Raw genomic sequence first — 17,660 nt, 5'->3', positions numbered from 1 at the left:
GTCTCACCGAGATCGAGGACATCTCCGAAGCCAAACGCAACATGAAAATGACGCATGTCGCTCTGGACGCGGTTTAAGGTGATTTCCGTGAAATCTAAGACACGCCGTGGGTCGGGCTTGAGCCCCATCGACGAACCGTTAGATGCGCGCAAACTCGCAGGAGAACGCCGACGTCCGTTGCGGAGCGCGGACTCCCAAGCCCGGGAACACGGTTTGTTGCGCAACCCTACCCCGGCGATCCAGTCGCCGCAAGCCCACGCTCGGACTTGCTTGAGAACTCCCCGACCGGGATACTAACACCATGTCCTTCAGCACCTCGCTCACCAACCACTTCCTGATCGCGATGCCGGGTCTTCAGGATCCGAATTTCTCGCGAACGGTGACCTATGTCTGCGAGCACACCGATCAGGGCGCCATGGGCATCGTGATCAACCGCCCGCTCGACGTCAGGCTCGGCGAGCTGCTGGACCAGCTCGAGATCGTCGCCTTGCGCCCGAGCGTGGAGCAGATCCCGGTCTATCAGGGTGGACCTGTCCAGACCGACCGGGGTTTCGTGCTGCACACCTCCGGGCCGACCTTCGACTCGACTCTGAGCATCACATCGGATATCAGCGTCACCACCTCGCGCGACGTGCTCGAGGCCATCGCCTCCGGCGAAGGCCCGGAGCAAACCCTGGTCGCTTTAGGTTATGCCGGCTGGGGGAGCGGTCAGTTGGAACAAGAGATGAGTGCCAACGCCTGGCTGAGCGGCCCGGCCAGTGACGAGATCATTTTTCGGATGGACCCGGGTGCCCGCTGGCTCGCCGCGGCGCAACTGCTGGGGGTCGACCTCAACCTGCTCAGCGGCGAGGCCGGACACGCGTAGATTGCGTCCGGTCAGACCTCCATCGGATCGAGCGCGTTCGAGAACCGCATGACCACCCTACTGGGTTTCGACTTCGGTCCGCGCAAGATCGGTATCGCGGTCGGCCAGACCATCACAGGCTCGGCCACGCCCCTCGTGACGCTTCGCAGCCGCAACGACAAGCCGGATTGGGACGGTATCGCCGCCCTGGTGCGCGAGTGGCAACCCGAGGCATTCGTCGTGGGGCTGCCCTTTACGATGGACGACAAGGAGGTCGATTGGTCCGCTCGGATCCATCGGTTCGGGCGCCAGCTCGAAGGACGCTTCCGCCTCGCAGTGCATCTCATCGACGAGCGCCTGACCTCGATCGAGGCGCGACGGCAGCTCGCGGAGACTCCGCGCGGACGCTCCGCGGATCGAGATGCCGTCGATGCGGTTGCCGCCGCCCTGATCCTGGAAACTTGGCTGTACGAGCATGGCGCTGAGTAGAGTGGAAACACGTAGGATGGGTAGAGCGAAGCGAAACCCATCCAGCCCGCGCCAAAGGCATCGTACTGAAACCCGGCAACGCGGCGGTGTGGAGGATGGGTTTCGCTGACGCTCTACCCATCCTACGCCTTGATCAAGGTGTTCACCTGTTTCTGAAACATCACTCCGCCTCACCGGCCACTTGAGCATCCCGACCTTCAAGCAACCAACCCCGAGCATTCGTCCGTGATCAATTCCGAAATCTGGAAAGACAGCGCCGAGATCGACGGCATCATCGGCCGGATGGCCAACGAGCTGCGCTCTCTCATCGCCGAGCGCGCCATCGATGCCCCGCTGATGATCGGCATCCATACCGGCGGGGTCTGGGTTGCGGATCGGCTGCACGAGATGCTGGAGCTGGCCGAGCCGCTCGGCCATCTGGACATCTCCTTCTACCGCGACGACTTCACCCGCATCGGGATGCATCCGCAGGTGCGCCCCTCGTATCTGCCGGTCGGGATCGACGACCGTCACCTGATTCTGGTGGACGACGTCCTGCAGAGCGGCCGCACGATCCGCGCCGCCCTGAATGTCCTGTTCGACTATGGACGACCGGCCTCGGTCATCTTGGTCACCTTGTCCGAGCGGGACGGGCGCGAGCTGCCGATCGAGCCGAACGTCGTCGGCCTGCATGCCAAGCTCGAGCCGGGTGAGCAGATTAAACTCAGCGGACCGCACCCGCTCGTTCTGATGCGCGGGCAGAGCGCCAAGAAAACGGCGACCAAAACCGACAAGGTATCGGTCGATCCCCCCGGCAAAAGCGCCAAGAGCGAGGCTCGTCGATGAAGACAGGCCACCAGCAGCTCGACGGGCAGGGCAACCTCAAACACTTTCTGACGATCGAAGGGCTGAGCCGAGAGCTTTTGGTCGAGATCCTGGACCGCGCCGAAGGCTTTCTCGGGGTGACGCAGCAGGCGGTCAAGAAGGTCCCGCTTTGCCGCGGCAAGGTCGTCGCGAACCTCTTCTTCGAGACCAGCACGCGCACCCGCACCACCTTCGAGCTGGCCGCCAAACGGCTCTCCGCGGACGTGCTCAACCTCAACATCTCCACCTCCGCGACCGCCAAGGGCGAGACATTGCTCGATACCTTGCGCAACCTCGAGTCGATGCAGGTCGACATGTTCGTGGTGCGCCACGCCTCGAGCGGTGCAGCTCATTTCATCGCCGCCCATGCCGCACCGCACGTGAGTGTCATCAATGCCGGGGACGGGCGCTATTCGCATCCGACCCAGGGTATGTTGGACATGTTCACCATCCGCCGCCATAAGGGTGATTTTTCGAACCTTCGAGTGGCCATCGTCGGCGATATCCTGCACTCGCGTGTCGCGCGCTCCCAGATCCTCGCACTCAACACCTTGGGTGCGGCCGAGGTGCGGGTCATCGGCCCGCGCACCCTGATTCCCGCATTCGCCGAGGAGGCACTGGGCGTGCGGGTTTTTCACGATCTGCGCGAGGGGATCCGCAATGTCGACGTCGTCATCATGCTGCGGCTGCAACGCGAGCGCATGACCAACGCGCTCCTGCCGAGCGAACATGAGTACTTCCAATTGTATGGCCTCACCGAAGAGCGCCTCGGCGTGGCCCATCCCGAGGCCATCGTGATGCATCCAGGCCCCATCAATCGCGGGGTCGAGATCGAGTCACAGGTCGCCGACGGACCCCGCTCGGTGATCCTCGAACAGGTCACCAACGGGATCGCGATCCGCATGGCGGTCATGTCCATGTGTATCGGCACCCAGAACATCGCCATGCAGGCGGACGGCAAAACGGATGGTGAGGCCAATGGCTGAGGTTGAGCGAATCAGCATTCGCGGCGGGCGTCTGATCGACCCGGCCAACCGGATCGATCGTGAGGTCGATCTGCATCTTGCCGACGGGCGTGTGCTCGCGATCGGCGAGGCACCTTCCGGATTCGAGCCGGAGCGCGTTCTCGATGCGCAGGGACTGATCGTCTGCCCCGGTTTCGTGGACCTCAGCGCCCGGCTGCGCGAGCCCGGTCTGGAGCAGAAGGCGACGATCGCGAGCGAGACTCTGGCAGCGGCGGCGTCCGGGATCACGACGCTCTGTTGCCCGCCCGACACCTCGCCCGTCATCGATACCCCGGCCGTCGCGCAACTGATTCAGCAAACCGCACAGCGACACGGCATTGCGCGCGTCGTGCCGGCCGGCGCCATGACACGAGGTCTCGACGGCAAACAGATCACCGAGATGGCTGCGCTCAAGCTCGCCGGCTGTCCGGTGTTAAGCCAGGCGGATCGGCCGATCCGCAGTGCCCAGGTGCAGCGACGTGCGATGGAGTACGCCGCCACCTTCGGATTGACGCTCTTCCTGCATCCGCAAGACCCGGATCTGACCAGCGGCGGCTGTGCACACGAAGGCCGCGTGAGCGCCCGGCTGGGGCTTCCCGGCATCCCGGAGGCCGCCGAGACGGTCGCCGTCGCCCGCGATCTCGCATTGGCCGGCCAGACCGGCGCACGCATCCATTTCCGCGGTCTATCCACCGCACGGGCGACCGTGATGCTGGCCGCGGCGCGCGGCCGCGGCGTTCAGGCGAGCGGCGACGTCGCCATCCACCAACTCTTCCTCACCGAAGACGACCTCGACGGCTTCGACGCCAACTGCCATCTGGTGCCGCCGCTGCGCACCCTGGCGGACCGCGATGCCCTGCGTCATGCGCTCGCGGCCGGCGAGATCGGCGCCATCTGCTCCGACCACCAACCGCACGATGCCGATGCCAAGCTGCTGCCCTTCCCCGAGACCGCGCCGGGCATCTCGGGACTCGAGACCCTGCTGCCGCTCGCGCTGCGACTGGTCAGCGAAGGCGTGCTCGACCTGCCGGGCGTCATCGCCCGACTCACCCTTGGTCCCGCCGAGATCTTGGGTCTCGACCTCGGGCATCTCTCGCCCGGGGCGGCGGCGGATGTCTGCATCTTCGATCCGAACGACTGCTGGATACCGACCCCGGAGACACTCCTGAGCCACGGCGAGAACAGCCCCTTTCTCCACACGCAGATGCACGGGCGCGTCATGGCCACGGTGCTGGATGGACGCATCGTCTTCGATCGGGCGAGCGGTCGCTGATCGAGGCAGGACCGGTTCCGAAGCGGCCTCAACCGCCGGACTCAAGTGCCTCCGGGTTCAAGATATGCATGGTCTCGTCGCCCATCCCCATCACCAAGACGCCGCGGCGCGTGGCACGACGTACGACGCTCGCATCCGGATAGAGGCTCGCCAGGACTCCGACGGCGCGACGATCGGCATACTCCGGGAAGACATGGGGGATCTCGGCGAGCCGTTCGAGAATGCCCTCGACATGCGCATCCGTCAGGCGTGACTTGGTCTCGTTGACCAAGACCACCTCCGGGCAGACCAGCAGCGCATCGTACTCGCGCGTCTCGCCCCCGAAGCGGCGCACGACGCGGACCCCGAACAGATCCGCCACGGGACAGGAGAAGAGCTCGGCCGCCACCCGCGGAAGATTGGGCGCCACGATGTCCTCGACCGGCGTGCCGAGGCGATTGGCGAGATCGCCCCATTGCTTGTTCATGCTCCGACGCTCGCGCTGGCTCTCTTCGTTGAAGGCGAGCATCTCGTCCTTGAAGCTGCTCATCTCGTCCTTGAACTCGAGCATCTCCTCGGACAGACGGGCCAGCGACATCTCGGTGCGCATTGCCTGGTAGCTCAGCTCCTTCATGGACTCCCGCAGCGTGTCGACCTCTTGCTTGAGTGCGGCTTGTCCCATGACGATAACCCTCGAATGGAATCCGTTTGGTCTCGTGAAAGCATAATCCCAAAAGGAGTGGCGAGGAGTGAGGAGTGAGTGGTGAGTGGTGAGTGGTTTGAGTCTCAAGGTGAAGACCCCGGACCTCGCCGCCTACTCGCTTCTCGCTCCTCGCTTCTCGCTTCTCGCTCCTCGCCTCGAAAACTCCGTGCCTTCCGGCTAAACCGCGTCCAGAGCGAGATGCTCACTTTCGAGTGAGTTCGAAGTTTGGTGAATCCACGACCCTTAGCGGGGGACGCGGTTTAAAATTTTATATTTTTTAATACTTTAAACCGCGCCGGCTCCAGCGGTTCTGAAATCCGCCGGGGCCGATCCCATCCAAAAACATCGCATACCGCACTGGGCGCGGTTTAGACTCGTCGCGTCCTCTCGCTTGGAGCCCGTCTTGCCCCCGACCTCGACTCATCCTTTCCCGGATTTTTCCCGCGCCAGTATCCTGGTGGCCGGCGACCTGATGCTCGACCGCTATTGGAGCGGCGCAACGCGTCGGATCTCGCCCGAGGCCCCGGTGCCGGTGGTGCACGTCGCGCGGGTGGACGACCGCCCGGGCGGTGCGGCGAACGTGGCGCTTAACCTGGCCGCGCTGGGCAGCCATGTCACTCTGACGGGCGTGACGGGCAACGACGAAGCGGCCGATGTGCTGCTCGCACGACTCGATGCGCACGGTATCCGTACCCGAGTGCACAGACGCGCGGATGTGCCCACCGTCACCAAGCTGCGGGTCTTGAGCCAGCATCAACAGCTGATCCGCTTGGACTTCGAGGCGCCCTTGACGCCGCTCGCCGACGACCCGCTTCCGGCGCTGGTCTGCAATGCGCTCGATGCTTGCGATCTGCTGGTGCTTTCGGACTACGCCAAAGGGACGCTGGCCGACCCGCAGCATCTCATCGCACTGGCATTGGAGTGCGGCAAACCCGTGCTCGTGGACCCCAAGGGACTGGATTTCACGCGCTACCGCGGCGCCACACTCCTAACCCCGAACCGGGCGGAGCTTGAAGCGATCGTCGGTGTCTGTGGCGACGATGTCGCGCTCATCGAGCGAGGCCAGCGGCTGCGTGCCGAGCTCGACCTTCAGGCGATGCTGATCACGCTCGGCGAGCGCGGCATGCTGCTGCTGCGACCGGATACCGAAGCGCTGCACCTGCCCACACGTGCCCGCGAGGTCTTCGACGTGACCGGTGCCGGCGACACCGTGATCGCGACCTTGGCCGCCGCGCTGGGCGCGGGCGTCGCACTTGACGAGGCCTGCGCGCTGGCCAACTGCGCGGCCGGTCTTGCGGTGGGAAAACTGGGCACCGCGACGGTCGCCGCGCGCGAGTTGGAGCGCGCTTATCAGGGCAGCGAATGGCATACGGTACTGGACCAGACTGCATTGATCGACGCGGTCGAGGCCGCGCGCGCCGCCGGCGAGCGGATCGTCATGACCAACGGCTGCTTCGACATCCTGCATGAGGGTCATGTCGCCTATCTGCAGCAGGCCAAACGGCTCGGCGATCGCTTGATCGTGGCAGTCAACGACGATGCCTCGGTGAGCCGACTGAAGGGCCCGGAGCGACCGATCAACGGTATCGAGCAACGCATGGCCGTGCTCGCCGGTCTCGCCTCGGTCGACTGGGTCTGCGCCTTCTCCGAGGACACGCCCGAGGCACTCATCTGCCGGGTCAAACCGGACCTGCTGGTCAAGGGCGGGGACTACCGGCCGGAGGAGATCGCCGGGGCGCAATGCGTGCGCGCCAACGGCGGAGAGGTGCGCGTCCTCGATCTGCTGCCCGGGCGCTCCACTACAAGGATCCTCGGCACGATCCGAGGCACGGTCCAGGGCAATTGAAGCCATGTCGCTGCGCCGCCCGATTTCGATCGCCTATGGAGCCGCCCTCGGCCGATGACACGCCCCCTCTACACGCTCCTCCTGAGTATCCTGCTGCCGTTTGCGCTGCTGCGCCTGTATTGGCGCAGTTTGAAATCCCCGGCTTATCGCCGCCGTGTCGGCGAACGCCTCGGTCTCGGGTCCGCGGCGCCCGCGACACAGATCTGGATCCATGCGGTTTCGGTCGGCGAGGTCCAGGCCGCGGAGCCTTTGATTAAGCGCCTGATGGAACACGACCCGCCGCTGCCCATCCTGGTCACGACCACCACACCGACCGGCGCCGAACGGCTGCGCGAGCGCTTCGGCGACAGCGTGTCGCACCGCTACACCCCCTACGATCTTCCCGGAATCCTCGACCGCTTCCTGAGCCGAACAACTCCGGCTCTGCTCATCGTCATGGAGACCGAGATCTGGCCCAACACCCTGGCGGCCTGCGCGGCACGCGGCATCCCGGTGATCCTGGCGAACGCCCGCCTCTCCGAACGCTCCGCTCGGGGCTATCGACGGTTCGCGCACCTCACACGCGAGACGCTGCACGGCTTCGATTTAATCGCTGTCCAAGCGGAGCCGGACGCCCGGCGCTTCATCGCATTGGGGGCCGATCCCGATCGGGTCCAGGTGACGGGCAGCATCAAGTTCGACCTGCGCCAGCCGGCGAGCCTGCTCGACCAGGCCGAGGCAATGCGACGCGCGTGGGGAGGGCAGCGTCCGGTGTGGGTCGCGGCGAGCACCCATGAAGGGGAGGACAGACCTGTCCTCGAGGCTCACCAACGCGTTCGAACGGTCTTGCCCGAGGCCCTGCTGGTGCTGGTTCCGCGCCATCCGGAACGCTTCGATCGCGTTGCCGAAACGGTGACGCGGCAGGGCATGGCACTCGCCCGTCGCAGCCGCCAGGAACCGTGCACGCCGAGCACGGCGGTCTTTCTCGGCGACACCATGGGAGAGCTTCCGGTCTTTCTCGCCGCAGCCGACGCGGCCTTCATCGGCGGCAGTCTGGTGCCGACCGGCGGTCACAACCTCCTGGAGGCGGCAGCGGCGGGCGTGCCCGTCGCCATCGGTCCTCACCACTTCAACTTCGCGGCCATCACGCAGCTGCTGTGCGCTGAAGAAGGGGCGGTGGAGGTCGCCGACACCGAAGCGCTGGCGCACCTCATGATCTCCTGGCTGAGCGACGCCACCGAGCGGGCGCGCATCGGCGAGAACGGCCGTCGCGTCGTCGAGGCGAATCGCGGCGCACTCGATCGGCTCATGACCCTGATCGAAGCCCGCTTGCCGAAGATGCGAGGGTAATGCGGATCGACCGAGGGCAGGCGACGTTCGTGCCGAGGGAACGACCCGTTAGCGGCCACCCCGGCGCGTCAATCCGCTGCCTTGAACAGCGACCAAACCTCGCGAAACTGGGCGTCGGTCGAGTCACCGAGCCATTCGAAGCCGACCGACTCGGTGCAGACGACTTGGGTCCCGGCGTGGCGCATGCGGTCCAGTACGTTCTGTTTGAACACGGATTTCCGCGAGATAATGGCATCGGCCGGAACAAACACCTGATACCCCCAGCGCTGGAGCCCGGAGACGGTCTGGACGATACAGATGTGTGCCTCCATCCCCACGACGATCAACTGACGCCGATCCGGATGGGCGGAGATGTTGCGCTCGAACCCCGGTGCCGTGCAGCAGGAGAACGCGGTCTTCTCGGTCGGATCCGCGCCCTCAGGCATGTTGTCGCGGATGCTCGCCATGACCGGTCCGAGCCCTTTGGAGTTGTGCTGGGTCGCGATGACCGGGATGCCGAGGATCTTGGCGGCCGACACGAGCCGATTGATGTTTCCGACGACCAGATCCAGTTCGTCGGCAGGCATCGCATGCGCCAAACGTTCTTGGGCATCGATGATCAGGAGCTGGGAAAATGCCCTCTGACAAAGCGGCATCTGCGCTTGATGTGTACTCATGGCGTGTCCTCGCAATATTGTTATTGGATCGCCCGTGGCCGAAAACGCCCGTGGCGCAGAGGAGTGTGCGTCAGTTTCCCGACGGGAATCAAGGAAAAGCGGCATTCCACCCGAGCCGCACGCGGGCAGAGACCGGCTGGAGATCAGTAGACCGGCATCTCGGGATCCAGGTCACGCGCCCAGGCCGCAACGCCGCCGTCGAGATTGACCATGCGGGTAAAACCCTGCTGTTCGAGGAACCGCGCAACCTGATAGCTGCGAATCCCGTGATGGCAGATCACGACGATCTCGCGATTCGGATCCAATCGCGCCAATGCCCCCGGGATCTGCCCCATCGGGATGGATAAAGATCCCTCGATCCGACAGATCTGAAACTCCCACGGCTCGCGGACATCGAGCAAAACCGGCGGCTCGCCGTCCGCGGCCAACCACTGCGCAACCTCTTTCGGCCCCATTCGACGCATCACCAACCCCCGTATTCAACCATGCCCCAGGGGCATGCGTTTCCGAAGGTCGACCTACCAACCCTCGAAGAAAGCACCCAGCCCACGAACGCACCACAATGGTTCAAACCTAACTTTCCAATTTCCTGAACCGCGTCCACTGCAACGCCCGTTGATTCAAACGACACCGAGTCCGCACCCAAGCTCCGCATGAAACCCCTGACGCGGTTCAGCGCGGTTCAGAACTCAAAGGCATCCGCCACGACGGCATTTTGCAAGGCAAGCGTCGAGGTCTCGAACAACCCTTCTCGGGGAAAATCACGCTCGCCGATACGGGTGATCAGGACAGCCTCCATCGCGGGCTCTACCCCGAGGATGCAGAACAGACGCCCGCCCGGGGCTAATTGCTCCTGAAGCAGCGGCAAGGCGGCCTCGGTGGGCATCGATCCGGTGACGGCGATCACATCGAACGGCCCTCCCTCGACAGGCTCGCTCAGCGCATCGCCGGCGCGGATCTCGATCGACTCGAGTCCCAAGCTGGCCAACCGCACACGCGCCTCGTCCGCCAGGCCGGGGTCGATCTCGACCCCGATCACCCGCCCGCCCAGGCGATCGAGGCAGGCGCTCACATAACCCGTCCCCGCACCGATCTCCAGCACCCGCTCGCCGGCCTGCACGTCGAGCGCCTGCAGCATGCGCCCGACAACCTTGGGCGCCAACATGCAGGAGCTCACGCCGATCGGGATCTCGATATCGGCATAGGCGAGGCCCTGGTAGGCGTCGGGCACGAATGCCTCGCGCCGAATCTCCGCCATCGCATCGAGGACCCGGTCGTCCAGGACGTTCCATGGACGAATCTGCTGTTGAATCATGTTGAAACGCGCACGCTCGGCGGTGATGTCCATCGGAATCGAGTCCTCGGTATCTTGTTCTAGGCGGCCCGGAAGCCTACTGAGTTTAGGCGGATCGAGCAACCGGGATGGTGTTGAGCCTGTAGATGGGTAGAGCGAAGCGAAACCCATCCAGCCCGCGCCAAGGGCATCGGACCGAAACCGGGCAACGCTGCGGTTTGGAGGATCGGTTTCGCTGACGCTCTACCCATTCGACGCGTTCATCGAGGCGTTCACTTTTTTCTGAATCGCCACTTACTCGACCACCTGCGCATAGCCCTCGCTGCGCACACCCTGGAGCAGGGAGTCGACCTCGCTCGTGGAGATGCCGAGCATCTGCAGGGCTTCCGCCCCCAGGCGCAGGCTGCTCTCGATGGCCTCGGGGTAAGCCAGCGTCGCGCCGGCGCGGATGAGACTACCGCAGGCTTCCAGGTCACGCGCGCGGGCGATAACGGGCACCTTCGGGTAGGCGGTGCGGATATGCGAGACGGCCCGCAAGGCGGTCGGTCCATGATCGACGGTGAGGATCACCAAGGCCGCCTTGTCCACTTGCGCGGCCTCCAAAAGCTCGACATCGCCGATGTCGCCGAAATAGACGGCGCGACCGTCCTGCTCGCCGCGCTCGACGTGGACCGGGTTGGTGTCGAAGGCGATGAAAGGGATGTCGTTGGCCTCCAGGAGGGTCGCGACCGTATGACCGACCCGGCCGTAACCCGCAATCACGACCCGTTTCGCCTGACCATCCGTGGTGGCCGGATACTCGAAGCTCGGCGGCGACGCCGTTCGGTGCTCGAGTCGACGCGCCGAGGCATCGCCGATCCGCACCAGCAATGGCGTCAGCAACATACTGACCGAGATCACGCTCACGGCAATAACAAAGGTCGCATCGTCGATGACACCGAGCACCTTGGCCGAGCCGAAGAGGACAAAGCCGAACTCCCCGCTCTGAGCCAACATGAAAGCGACGCGCGTCGCCGTTCCGCGAGGCAGTCCGAAGGCCATGCCGATCAACAAGAGCACGACGAGCTTGATGGCGAGGATCACGCCGACATGCTGAGCGAGCAACAAGGGCTGAGCCGCGATCGCCTCCAGGTCGATCGACATCCCGACAGCGACAAAAAAGAGGCTCATCAACAACCCCTTGAAGGGTTCAATCTGGGCTTGGATCTGAAAGCTGAAGCGCGAGGTCGAGAGCAGCATCCCCATCATGAAGCCGCCGAGCGCCATCGATAGCCCGGCCTCGTGCATCGCCCCGGCCGCCAGAAAGACCGCCAGCAGCACGACCAGGGTAAATGCCTCGCGGTTGTGCTGACGCAGCAGGTATCTCAGCGCGACGGGCACCAGGTAACGCCCGAAGCCGACGACCAATCCCACCATACCGGCAACAACCAGGATCTGCTGCCAGAAGGGCACGTCGGAGGACAGGGTGCCGACATCCGAGAGGATCGGCACGATCGCGAGCAACGGCACCACCGCCAAATCCTGCATCAAAAGGACGGCAAAGGCGGCGGTCCCGTGACGGGTGGCGAGGTCGGCGCGCTCGTGAAGGGTTTGCATGACCAAGGCCGTCGAGGAGAGCGCCAAGGTCAGCCCCATCAAGAGCGACGCCCGCCAGGAGTAGTCGTAGAGCGAGATGTAGCCGGCCACGAGAAGACCGGAGATCAGGATCTGTGCCGAACCCATCCCGAAGACCTCGCGGCGGAGCGACCAGAGCCGCCGCGGCTTCATCTCCAGACCGATCAGAAAGAGCAGCATGACCACGCCGAGCTCGGTGAAGTTGCGCACGTCCTCGACATGCGCCGTCACCGATGGACCGGGCGAGTGCGGCCCGACCACGATGCCCGCCACCAGAAGCCCGAGGATCGAGCCCAGCCCCAGGTGTTTGAACAAGGCGACAGCCAGCGCCGCCACGGTGAGCAGCGCGATTGCCGAAAGAACAAAGCTGTTGAGCTCCATGCCGCGACTCTACCAAATTCCAAAGGGGTTGCATGCGACGCCGGAGCCGCGCTCGGAGGTATATCCTATTGCGTTCGGTCGGGACATCTCTTGAGAGACAGGACGCCATGCCATCCACTCAACCCCGGCGGCCGAGGGTCGCCGTCGCCGGTGCCAGCGGCTTTATCGGCACCGCCGTCTGCCGCGCCCTGACGGACGTCTTTTCAGTTCGGGCGCTGACACGATCGCCCGCCCGGGCACAAACGTCCGACCCGGATCAGCGCGTCACTTGGCGCCATTGCGATCTCTTCTCGGCACCGGATTTGGTCGAGGGACTCTCGGACTGCGATTACGCCATCTATCTGGTGCATTCACTGGCGCCATCTTCGCGCCTGACGCAGGCCAATCCGCGCGACATGGATCTCATCTTGGCCGACAACTTCGCTCATGCCGCGGCGGCAAACGGGGTGAAACAGATCATCGTCGTCGGCGGGTTGATCCCGGACAGCTTCCGAATCTCGCCGCTGCTTTGGAGTCGGCGCGAGGTCGAGCTGGTGCTGGCCTCGCGAGGCACGCCGGTGACGGCCCTGCGTGCCGGACTGGTCGTCGGCGCCGGCGGCTCGGCCCCGCGGCTGCTGGTCGATCTCGTCCGGCGCTTGCCGCTGCTCTTGCTGCCGCCGAGCGCCCGTTCGATGACCCGGCCGATCGCGCTGGTGGATCTGGTTCGGGCGGTGCGCCACTGCCTAGGGCAGCCGCAGACCTGTCGGGGCGCATACGACATCGGCGGTCCCGAGTGCTTGAGCTACGAAGAGATGCTGCGTCAAACGGCCGAGGTGCTCGGACTTCGGAGACGCATCCTGACCCTGCCTTGGATGCCGCTCTGGCTGGCCTCGGCCACCGCAAGGTTCTTCAGCGGTGCCCCTTCTGCCGTGGTCGGCCCGGCCCTGGAAAGTCTGCCTCAGGACACGGTGATTCGCGACAACCCGGTGCAGCGCGCGATCGACCCGTCGGCGATCCCGTTCAGCGAGGCGCTGCGCGCCGCGCTCGACCCGTCGGGTCGACACCTGTTGCCGAGCCCGCGTCAGCCGATCGAGGGTCAGAGCCGCGAACTGATGCGCCGCGCGCGGCTGGTGCGTTCCATCCAGCGGGTGATCCTGCCGCCCGGCCAAGATGCCGCCTGGGTCGCCGGGAATTATTTCCGCTGGCTCGGCGCCTGCTGTTGGCCCATGGTCTGCACCCACATCGACGACACGGGTCGATGCAGCGTCTTCATCCGCTTCCCGCGCCTGCACCTGTTGACGCTCCAATGGCTGGCCGAGGAGAGCAGCCCGCAACGTCAGGTCTACGCCATCGTCGGCGGTCTCCTGAGCCGACCGGACGCGCCGGGCCGTGCCCGCTTCGAGTTCCAGACCTTGCTGGACGATCGCTATACCATGGCCGCCATCCATGACTTTGCACCCGCCCTGCCCTGGTATGTCTATCTCTGGACCCAGGCGGTCGCGCATCTTCTGGTCATGCGGCGCTATCAACGGCGGCTCGCACGGTTGGCGCGGTGAGCCGCCGGCCGCCATCTTCCTGCTGCGGTTCGCTATTAGGTCGTCGGTTGTGCCGGACCGTACGAGGCACAGCCGACCACCGGTGGCTGGAAGCTAAGAAACGATTCGAAAACAACCGAAACATGTAGGATGGGTAGAGCGAAGCGAAGCCCATCCAGCCCGCGCCAAGCGCATCAGGCCGAAACCCCGCAACGCGGCGGTTTGGAGGATGGGTTTCGCTGGCGCTCTACCCATCCTACGAGCGAAACAACACGCTTACCTTGTTCCTGAAGCGTCACTACCCTCAGAGATACGGCCTCAGAGATACGGCCTCAGCATCCCCCCGAGATCCACCCGCGCGCGCAGACGCCGACACAACATGAAAGCGCCCATGAACTTGCGGTGCAGGAACATCGTCTCCGGTGCCGGCACGGTGCTGAAGGCGCCTGAGTAGAACATCTCGCGGCCGCGCGCGTAAACGCGCTCGAAGAGGTCTGAGACGCCGAAATCGTACCGCCCCGGGCTGCGCAGCGGCTCGCTGGACATGCGCAAGAGGTCGATGAGCGCGTTGACCTGCTCGCTCGGATCGTTCGCGCCGACATAGCCCAGATCGATCGAGGCCGCACGCATTGCAGCACGGTCATCGGCGAATGCAGCACAGGCGAGCTGTCGATAGCGCTCGACGAGATCCGACCTCACCGGCAGCGCGGCGCCGAAATCGAGCAGCACGATCCGCCCGCTGTCGGCGTCGTAGAGATAATTGCCGAAGTTCGGGTCGGATTGGACGAGACCGAACTCGAAAAGCTCGCGCATGGACAGCCGCGTCAATGCCGTTGCGGCGCGGTCGCGCTCCTCGCAGCTGTAGCCGCTGTCGGCCAAGCGGTCGACCGGGACACCCTCGGCGAAATCCATCGCCAGCACGCGCGTCGTGGAGAGGTCGCGGTGCACACGCGGGACGAGGAAGTCCGGATCCGCGCCGACACCGGCCCCATACGCCTCGAGCGAATCCGCCTCGGCGCCGTAGTCGGCCTCCTGATGGAGCTGTCGGCGCGCGCCCTCCAAATAAGGCGTCAGGTCCACACCCGCCGGAGCCATGCCGAGGGTCCGGGCCAGGAAGGCGAGGTTGTCGATGTCGCTGTCGATACTCTCGCGCACGCCCGGAAACTGGATCTTGAGCGCGAGACGACGCCCGTCGCGCGTCTCGGCCCGGTGGACCTGCCCGATCGAGGCAGAGGCCACGGGCGTGAACTCGAAACGCTTGAACTTCTCGTTCCAGCCCGGCCCGTATTCGCGCTCCAGAACCCCGGCGAGCTGGCTCATCGGCATCGGTTCAGCGCGCTCGCGCAAGGCGCTCATGATCTCCGCGGCCTCGGGCGTGAAGATGTCCGAGCCGTCCATGGACATGAGCTGCCCCATTTTCATGACGGCACCCCGCATCCTCGCGAGACGGTCGGTAAAACGACGGGTGTGCTCGGGCGAGAGCCGGATCCGCGACGGCTCGGCGCTGCGCCGGGTCCGGGCGAGCTCCATCAGACCCTTCACGCCGATCCCGGCGGCGAGATCCCCGGTGGCACGTCCGAGGTGCCAAAGGCGACTCAGACGCGTGCTCGGGACGGCCATGCCGGGTCGGGTCGGTGTGCTGGACATTGGGTTTCCTCGTATTAGAATTTGCGGCGTCCGGATCCTGTCCAGACCAAAGATTGGACATGGTATCGAGTTATCCGCACTGCAACGATGCGGAATCGCACCCGAGCCGCGAATCAAACTTGATCCAGCTGCGAGCCGCGCAGATAATACCCTGTTACTTTGCGAATCCCCCTGGATGGTCCGCCGGACTTCCCGCCGGACGCGCCATTCTTTCGAGGCCCCACGATGGACACCCCCGACACGAGTCTCGGCTTCGGCCAACTCGGCCTAGCCCCCGCGATCGCTCAAGCCGTCGAAGATCTCGGATACGAGACACCGACGCCCGTTCAAAGCCAATGTATTCCGCACCTGCTCGCCGGTCGCGACCTGCTCGGCCAAGCCCAGACCGGCACCGGCAAGACGGCCGCCTTCGCCCTTCCGTTGCTCAGCCGCGTCGATCCCACGCAGCGCGGACCCCAGGTCCTGGTGCTCACGCCGACCCGCGAGCTCGCGCTCCAAGTCGCCGAAGCCTTCCAAGGCTATGCCCAGCATCTGAAGGGCTTTCTCGTGCTGCCGATCTACGGCGGTCAAGGCTACGGCCTACAGCTGAGCCAGCTCAAACGCAATCCGCAGGTGATCGTCGGCACGCCAGGGCGTGTGATGGACCATCTCAAGCGCGGCACACTCGCGCTCGACATGCTCAAGACGCTGGTCCTGGACGAGGCCGACGAGATGCTCAACATGGGCTTCGCGGAGGATATCGACTGGATCTTCGAGCAGACCCCGCCCGGACGCCAAGTCGCGCTCTTCTCCGCGACCATGCCCGCGGGGATCCGCCGCGTCGCCCAGACCCGACTCTCCGATCCGGTCGAGATCCGCGTCACGGCGGACTCGGAGACGGTCGACACCATCGACCAGCACCACTGCGTCGTCACCCGATTCCACAAGCTGGACGTGCTCACCCGCATCCTTGAGCTCGAGCCGTTCGACGGCATGCTCGTCTTCGTACGCACCAAACATGCGACCGTCGAGCTCGCCGACAAGCTCAAGGCGCACGGTTTCGCCGCCGAGCCGCTGAACGGCGACATGAGCCAGGAGATGCGCGAGCGCACCGTCGAGCGCCTTAAGCAGGGCCATCTGGACATCCTGGTCGCAACCGATGTGGCCGCGCGCGGACTCGACGTGGAGCGGCTCAGCCATGTGGTGAACTACGACATCCCGACGGATCCCTCCGCCTATGTCCACCGGATCGGGCGGACCGGGCGCGCCGGACGCGCCGGTCGGGCCATCCTGCTGGTCGAGCCGCGCGAGCGCGGGCTGCTGCGCGCGATAGAGCGCACCATCCGACGCAGCGTTCCGGCGATGGAGCCGCCCTCGGCCTCCCAGCTGAGCGAGTCGCGCATCGACCGCTTCACCGCCGAGCTGCGCAAGACCCTGACCGAGCAGGATCTGGACTTCTTCTATCGTCTGGTCGCACGGCTTGCCACCGAGCAGGAGCTGGAGATGATGGACATCGCCGCGGCGCTGGCCTATTTGACTCAGCGCGAGCGTCCACTCGATGTCCAAGCGGATCTGCCGCGTCCGGCGGCGACGCGGCCCGAGCGCCCGTCACGGAGCGAAGGTCGCGACGAGGGACGTCCGCGTGCCCCCCGCGACGGCGAGCGGGGCGCAACGCCCCGGCGCGAAGACAGTCGCGACCGCCCGCGCACGCAGGGGCGCGGGTCCGAGGGGCTCACCAGCTATCGGATCGAGGTCGGCCACCAGCACGGCGCCACCCCGCGCGAGATCGTGGGCGCCATCGCCAACGAGTCCGGGCTGGAAGGTCGCTACATCGGCCGGATCGACATCCGGGACGATCACTCCTTGGTCGACCTCCCGGAAGGTATGCCGCGCGAGATCTTCAATCACCTCAAGCGGGTCTACGTCCGTGGGCAGGCGCTGCGGATCTCGCTGGCGGATGGGGCGGCTGGCGGGACGCGGCGCAGCGGGGGAGAGGGTCCCGGCGGCGCTCGCCCCGATCAGCCGACCTACGAGCGCAAGCCCCGGGAGTCCGGATTTCATCAGGAGCGCAAGCGCAAGCGCACGGATCCCGGCTGAACCGCGTCCGGGGCCTGGCTCGAGGCTTGAGTCCGGTGCGGACGTACGAGTATCGATTCGGACTTTGAGTTGACGCGGTTCAGGAGATTTAACCTAAACCGCGCCGGCTCCAACGGTCGTTGGAGCCGGCGCGGCCAAGCGAATCCAACACACTACGCATACCGCACC

At 65.2% G+C, this 17,660-nt stretch carries 15 protein-coding genes; 9 read left to right on the top strand and 6 right to left on the bottom strand.

The window, feature by feature from the left end; translation table 11 throughout:
- Positions 1-301: 301 nt before the first annotated feature.
- The 5 genes from GPT33_RS10070 (at position 302) to GPT33_RS10050 (ending at position 4,453) form a co-directional block, all read left to right on the top strand.
- A complete protein-coding gene (locus GPT33_RS10070; protein WP_296808232.1) occupies positions 302-865 on the top strand; it encodes a YqgE/AlgH family protein in 564 nt (187 codons plus the stop codon).
- Between the two features lie 48 nt (positions 866-913).
- On the top strand, positions 914-1,333 hold the full coding sequence (gene ruvX / locus GPT33_RS10065; protein ID WP_296808228.1) for a Holliday junction resolvase RuvX: 420 nt from the start codon (positions 914-916) through the stop codon (positions 1,331-1,333).
- A 225-nt stretch (positions 1,334-1,558) separates the two neighbouring features.
- Positions 1,559-2,158 (top strand): bifunctional pyr operon transcriptional regulator/uracil phosphoribosyltransferase PyrR, encoded by a 600-nt coding sequence (gene pyrR, locus GPT33_RS10060; RefSeq protein WP_296808224.1) that lies wholly within the window; start codon positions 1,559-1,561, stop codon positions 2,156-2,158.
- Positions 2,155-3,162 (top strand): aspartate carbamoyltransferase catalytic subunit, encoded by a 1,008-nt coding sequence (locus GPT33_RS10055; RefSeq protein ID WP_296808221.1) that lies wholly within the window; start codon positions 2,155-2,157, stop codon positions 3,160-3,162. The genes pyrR and GPT33_RS10055 overlap by 4 nt, the downstream gene beginning before the upstream one ends.
- Entirely contained in the window at positions 3,155-4,453 is a 1,299-nt protein-coding gene (locus GPT33_RS10050) for a dihydroorotase (protein WP_296808218.1), read from the top strand. The genes GPT33_RS10055 and GPT33_RS10050 overlap by 8 nt, the downstream gene beginning before the upstream one ends.
- A 28-nt stretch (positions 4,454-4,481) precedes the next feature.
- On the opposite strand, the gene GPT33_RS10045 is transcribed toward GPT33_RS10050, so the two are convergent.
- A complete protein-coding gene (locus GPT33_RS10045; protein ID WP_296808215.1) occupies positions 4,482-5,114 on the bottom strand; it encodes a hypothetical protein in 633 nt (210 codons plus the stop codon).
- 424 nt (positions 5,115-5,538) lie between these two features.
- Here GPT33_RS10045 and hldE point away from each other — a divergent pair, with 424 nt between their 5' ends.
- A complete protein-coding gene (gene hldE, locus GPT33_RS10040) occupies positions 5,539-6,981 on the top strand; it encodes a bifunctional D-glycero-beta-D-manno-heptose-7-phosphate kinase/D-glycero-beta-D-manno-heptose 1-phosphate adenylyltransferase HldE (protein ID WP_296808207.1) in 1,443 nt (480 codons plus the stop codon).
- Between the two features lie 54 nt (positions 6,982-7,035).
- Entirely contained in the window at positions 7,036-8,310 is a 1,275-nt protein-coding gene (gene waaA / locus GPT33_RS10035; RefSeq protein WP_296808204.1) for a lipid IV(A) 3-deoxy-D-manno-octulosonic acid transferase, read from the top strand.
- A 68-nt stretch (positions 8,311-8,378) separates the two neighbouring features.
- On the opposite strand, the gene GPT33_RS10030 is transcribed toward waaA, so the two are convergent.
- The 4 genes from GPT33_RS10030 to GPT33_RS10015 all read right to left on the bottom strand — a co-directional run bounded on the left by GPT33_RS10030 (position 8,379) and on the right by GPT33_RS10015 (position 12,255).
- Positions 8,379-8,966: an isochorismatase family protein gene (locus tag GPT33_RS10030; protein ID WP_296808199.1), complete on the bottom strand. Its 588-nt coding sequence runs from the start codon at positions 8,964-8,966 to the stop codon at positions 8,379-8,381.
- A gap of 143 nt (positions 8,967-9,109) precedes the next feature.
- The gene (locus tag GPT33_RS10025; protein ID WP_296808196.1) at positions 9,110-9,430 is read right to left on the bottom strand and encodes a rhodanese-like domain-containing protein; all 321 of its coding nucleotides are present in this window, start codon (positions 9,428-9,430) and stop codon (positions 9,110-9,112) included.
- A 218-nt stretch (positions 9,431-9,648) separates the two neighbouring features.
- Positions 9,649-10,314 carry a protein-L-isoaspartate O-methyltransferase gene (locus tag GPT33_RS10020; RefSeq protein WP_296808194.1) on the bottom strand — a complete coding sequence of 222 codons (666 nt, stop codon included), beginning with the start codon at positions 10,312-10,314 and terminating at the stop codon, positions 9,649-9,651.
- A 240-nt stretch (positions 10,315-10,554) separates the two neighbouring features.
- The gene (locus tag GPT33_RS10015) at positions 10,555-12,255 is read right to left on the bottom strand and encodes a cation:proton antiporter (protein ID WP_296808192.1); all 1,701 of its coding nucleotides are present in this window, start codon (positions 12,253-12,255) and stop codon (positions 10,555-10,557) included.
- Between the two features lie 107 nt (positions 12,256-12,362).
- Between GPT33_RS10015 and GPT33_RS10010 the strand changes: the two genes are divergently transcribed.
- Complete coding sequence (locus GPT33_RS10010; protein WP_296808189.1) at positions 12,363-13,790, top strand: NAD(P)H-binding protein; 1,428 nt, start codon at positions 12,363-12,365, stop codon at positions 13,788-13,790.
- Positions 13,791-14,087: 297 nt separating this feature from the next.
- Here the strand turns inward: GPT33_RS10010 and GPT33_RS10005 are convergent, their stop codons facing one another.
- The gene (locus GPT33_RS10005; RefSeq protein ID WP_296808186.1) at positions 14,088-15,416 is read right to left on the bottom strand and encodes an AarF/ABC1/UbiB kinase family protein; all 1,329 of its coding nucleotides are present in this window, start codon (positions 15,414-15,416) and stop codon (positions 14,088-14,090) included.
- 225 nt (positions 15,417-15,641) lie between these two features.
- On the opposite strand from GPT33_RS10005, the gene GPT33_RS10000 reads away from it, so the two are divergent.
- Positions 15,642-17,492: a DEAD/DEAH box helicase gene (locus GPT33_RS10000; protein WP_296808183.1), complete on the top strand. Its 1,851-nt coding sequence runs from the start codon at positions 15,642-15,644 to the stop codon at positions 17,490-17,492.
- Positions 17,493-17,660 lie beyond the last annotated feature (168 nt).

The sequence above is a fragment of the Thiocapsa sp. genome, from assembly GCF_011390875.1.
GTDB lineage: Bacteria > Pseudomonadota > Gammaproteobacteria > Chromatiales > Chromatiaceae > Thiocapsa.
This window is presented reverse-complemented; position numbering and strand designations above follow the sequence as displayed.